This is a genomic window from Halomonas sp. NPDC076908, from assembly GCF_050269715.1.
Lineage (GTDB): Bacteria > Pseudomonadota > Gammaproteobacteria > Pseudomonadales > Halomonadaceae > Vreelandella.
In genome coordinates this window covers 1-2,651 of sequence record NZ_JBNNIW010000095.1, presented here as the reverse complement: position 1 = coordinate 2,651, position 2,651 = coordinate 1, and the positions used below count along the sequence as shown (strand labels likewise).

Sequence of the window (2,651 nt, the reverse complement as noted above, 5' to 3'; positions counted from 1 at the left end):
GATTTTTTCTTCATTGATGTCGTCGATCTTGCCATGGTTCACCTCGTTGCAGTGTATTACATTCTTGAGGTGTCCATCGTTACTGGGCAAGATCAATGCACCCATATACCAAGGGCGCGGGAAAAGACCTGGGCCTGCATAGCCAGACGTTGCAGGAAGTCGCACGGGAATACGCCACCCGCCGCGAGCAGTTCAAAAAGTCGCGCCTGACATGGCGTAAATCGCGAGGTGCACGCCGCTCCCTTGGCTGGATTCCGGTTAACACAGGCGCCGCCAAATGGAAGAGCGGGCAAGTGTTCCACAACGGTAGCTACTTCAAGGTCTGGGACAGCTACGGACTGAGCCAATACACGTTCCGGTCGACCAGCTTCAACGAGGATGCTCGGGGCCGGTGGTACTTCAACGTGGTGGTCGAGATCGATGTCCAGCCCTCGACCGGCCAAGGCGCTGTCGGCATCGACTTGGGTCTGAAGGACGTGGCAACCGGTAGCGATGGTGAGCGTCTTGAGAAGCTGCGAATCCAAACGCACCACTGACTTGTGGGTAATTAAAAGACCATAAAACTCATCTACCCACCTTAATGTTGGCTGATCACACTGGTGGTCTATTAGCATCGAAGACGCTGACTACGCGGCTGAAGTAGCCAACATGACGCGTGCACAGATCCTGCAGCAGGCCGGTACTTCTGTACTGGCCCAGGCCAACCAGATCCCGCAGTCAGTTCTTTCTCTGCTGGGTTAATTGGTTATCTTTTAAGCTGATTGATCGATATCTAACGGGGCCGAAAGGCCCCGTTTTTATTTAATGAAAATAAATGGTATTTAGAAAATGAAATTACACGTTTTTCTTGATGATTTGCGTAATTAAATGGCTGATATGAAAAGTATTCCTCATATAAAAGAGGCAATAGAAAAACATTTGGCTGAAGGTGGAGAAGTAGTTTTAGAATATCGGTATATAAATGCTCCTTCGGACGTTAAATACTCATTTAGCACATCACAAGATTTTATCGATTTTCTAAAAAGCTAGATACACTGAGGCTGGTTGGGGGTTACTTCCGTTTATCTTCTCTCAGCTATATTTTATAGTCTCCAAGTTTGGATGAAAAAAGCCAACCTCGTTGATGCCGCTTTGTGTGTGGTGCTGTCGCTGAGATGAGTCAGGGGCTTATTGATGCCAATTTAGGTGGCGATATCGTTAAGAAGCGGGTGGCCTTGCCAGGGCGTGGTAAGCGCGGTGGCGCAAGAACTATCGTCGCCACCAAAATGGCTGATCGTTGGTTCTTTATATTTGGCTTCAGCAAGAATGAGCGTGCCACCATTGATAAAGATGAAATGGAACTCTTCCAGGAGGTGGCAAAGGCGTTACTGCTTTGATGACCAGCAGCTCTTAACAGCTCAAGTGGCTGGTGAGATCGTGGAGATATGTAATGACAAAACGTGATAGCCGCATTTTAAAAGAAATGCACGAAACGGTTAGTGGGCTGCATAATGCAGGCTTAATCAGTAAGCGGCGTATGGGTGAGTTTGAAGCACTGTGCCACCTTGATGTGCATGAACTTTCACCACTAAAAATCAAGGCATTGCGTGAGCATGTGCATGTAAGCCAAGCGGTATTCGCTGCTGTGCTCAATACCAGCCCATCGACCGTTCAAAAGTGGGAGTCGGGAGATAAAAAGCCGAGTGGGCCATCTTTAAAGCTGTTGAATTTAATTGAGCGTAAGGGGCTAGACGCCGTTATTTGAAGCAGTATACCGCTATGAAAACATGCCCATTTTTCACTGCCTTCACATTAACTTGACCTCAAAACTATCGGCAATAACAACAGGCATCTTGGCATGCCGGGGGCCTTCTTTGATTTCTATCAAGCCATAATCGCCCATCTTCTTAATGGTACGGCTCAAGCTTTCTTTGCGACGCCCGGTTATTTCAGCAAGCTCCCCCAATGATAGCGGCTTGCATTGGCGAATCGTTTTAAGAAGTTCAAGATTTTTCGTATTCAGCAGGCGAGACATGGACTCGACGCTATCGAACCATACTTTTGGGTCATCAGCAGTAGGCTTATAGAGGCCTTTGGCAATTGAGATCGTGCGCTGACGAAACTCATCACGGTTCATGATGCCAATCTTGATGGTTTTCATATACCTTCCTCTTGGAGTATTTCATCGACATCTTTCCAAAAATCTTCAATCAACTGAGCCGCAGAATCAAAGAAGTAATCACTGACAACGCTGCGATAATGGCGGTGATCCCACTCTTATGATGCAGGGTTAAGCTGTACTTTATTCCATGGGGAATGTTCAGTGTTACATTGACTCGCTGCACCTCAAACTTGCCCCCTGGATTCATAGAATAACTTCAGCACCTTAGATGCCGTACTGAGTACCATTGAGCTCTAATAAAGCGTCTAGCCCTTGATCCATACACTCATGCCTTATTCCATAGACGGAATATAGAAGGGTTGATTTCAGGTGTCAACAGTCAGCTCGTTTGTGAAGCGATATACGCAGTCGTGCTCAGAGCAGCAATATGCTGTTACTTCATAGGTTTAATTAACCCCGGCTTATTCATGAGGCAGGCCTGAAAACGAAGATAGCGGATGGTATTCTCTATAAAAATCAGTGCATTCCGCCAAGAATCTGATTCAAGAGG

At 46.9% G+C, this 2,651-nt stretch carries 5 protein-coding genes and 1 pseudogene; 5 read left to right on the top strand and 1 reads right to left on the bottom strand.

The genetic code is table 11. The features are described from left to right. Positions 1–95: 95 nt before the first annotated feature. The 5 genes and pseudogenes from ACQKE4_RS20500 (at position 96) to ACQKE4_RS20480 (ending at position 1,744) form a co-directional block, all read left to right on the top strand. Positions 96–536 carry a hypothetical protein gene (locus ACQKE4_RS20500; protein ID WP_427390082.1) on the top strand — a complete coding sequence of 147 codons (441 nt, stop codon included), beginning with the start codon at positions 96–98 and terminating at the stop codon, positions 534–536. Between the two features lie 76 nt (positions 537–612). Next, a pseudogene (locus tag ACQKE4_RS20495) lies at positions 613–741 on the top strand (flagellin); the annotation flags it as partial. Between the two features lie 126 nt (positions 742–867). Continuing rightward, the gene (locus tag ACQKE4_RS20490; RefSeq protein ID WP_427390081.1) at positions 868–1,029 is read left to right on the top strand and encodes a hypothetical protein; all 162 of its coding nucleotides are present in this window, start codon (positions 868–870) and stop codon (positions 1,027–1,029) included. Between the two features lie 104 nt (positions 1,030–1,133). Continuing rightward, positions 1,134–1,376 (top strand): type II toxin-antitoxin system RelE/ParE family toxin, encoded by a 243-nt coding sequence (locus ACQKE4_RS20485; RefSeq protein WP_427390080.1) that lies wholly within the window; start codon positions 1,134–1,136, stop codon positions 1,374–1,376. Between the two features lie 53 nt (positions 1,377–1,429). Continuing rightward, on the top strand, positions 1,430–1,744 hold the full coding sequence (locus ACQKE4_RS20480; RefSeq protein ID WP_427390079.1) for a helix-turn-helix domain-containing protein: 315 nt from the start codon (positions 1,430–1,432) through the stop codon (positions 1,742–1,744). Positions 1,745–1,786: 42 nt separating this feature from the next. On the opposite strand, the gene ACQKE4_RS20475 is transcribed toward ACQKE4_RS20480, so the two are convergent. Then, on the bottom strand, positions 1,787–2,140 hold the full coding sequence (locus ACQKE4_RS20475; protein ID WP_290832439.1) for a transcriptional regulator: 354 nt from the start codon (positions 2,138–2,140) through the stop codon (positions 1,787–1,789). Positions 2,141–2,651 lie beyond the last annotated feature (511 nt).

Bases quoted from the DNA above. Each gene is read 5' to 3' on its own strand.
- ACQKE4_RS20475 (WP_290832439.1), bottom strand. From the start codon at position 2,140: ATGAAAACCATCAAGATTGGCATCATGAACCGTGATGAGTTTCGTCAG.
- ACQKE4_RS20500 (WP_427390082.1), top strand. From the start codon at position 96: ATGCACCCATATACCAAGGGCGCGGGAAAAGACCTGGGCCTGCATAGC.
- ACQKE4_RS20480 (WP_427390079.1), top strand. From the start codon at position 1,430: ATGACAAAACGTGATAGCCGCATTTTAAAAGAAATGCACGAAACGGTT.
- ACQKE4_RS20490 (WP_427390081.1), top strand. From the start codon at position 868: ATGGCTGATATGAAAAGTATTCCTCATATAAAAGAGGCAATAGAAAAA.